Origin of the sequence: Corallococcus sp. AB049A, from assembly GCF_003668885.1 — a bacterium.
In the GTDB taxonomy this organism is placed as follows: domain Bacteria; phylum Myxococcota; class Myxococcia; order Myxococcales; family Myxococcaceae; genus Corallococcus; species Corallococcus interemptor.
Map to the genome: position 1 here is coordinate 1 of NZ_RAWL01001171.1, position 432 is coordinate 432.

The 432-nt window shown below is 65.7% G+C and carries 1 protein-coding gene; it reads left to right on the forward strand.

From position 1 onward, the window contains the following. A partial coding sequence (locus D7X55_RS46670) for a hypothetical protein (protein ID WP_199747431.1) occupies positions 1-432 on the forward strand: 432 nt, incomplete at both ends.

Genomic DNA, 432 nt, shown 5'->3' on the forward strand with positions numbered 1-432 from the left:
GCTCGGCCACAGGGTGCTGCTGGCCACCGTCCCGGCGCAGACGGAACCGTTGCCACCTTTGCGGCTGATCGCGCAGGTGCATCGATTGGCGGAAAAGGCCGGCTTGAGGGTCATTCTCGTGCTCTCCGGCGTTTCGCCCTACATTCGCTCCAAGCTCATCGAGTCTCGGGTGGATTTCGTTGTGCCTGGTAGCCAACTGTTCGCTCCGAGCTTCCTGATGAGCTTACGCGAGCGCGATTCGTCTCCAAGGGTGCTCACATCCGCTGGGGAGCGGTTGAGCCATCCGGCACAAGCGGTTCTGATCGCGGCCCTGTTGCGGCCCGACTTGGAGGAGCGCGGCATCCCTGGCAGCGTCCCGTGGGTGCCGCTCGACCTGGCGCGCGAGGCAGGCTACTCACGCATGACTGCCTCGCGCGCCAGGTCGAGCGGCAC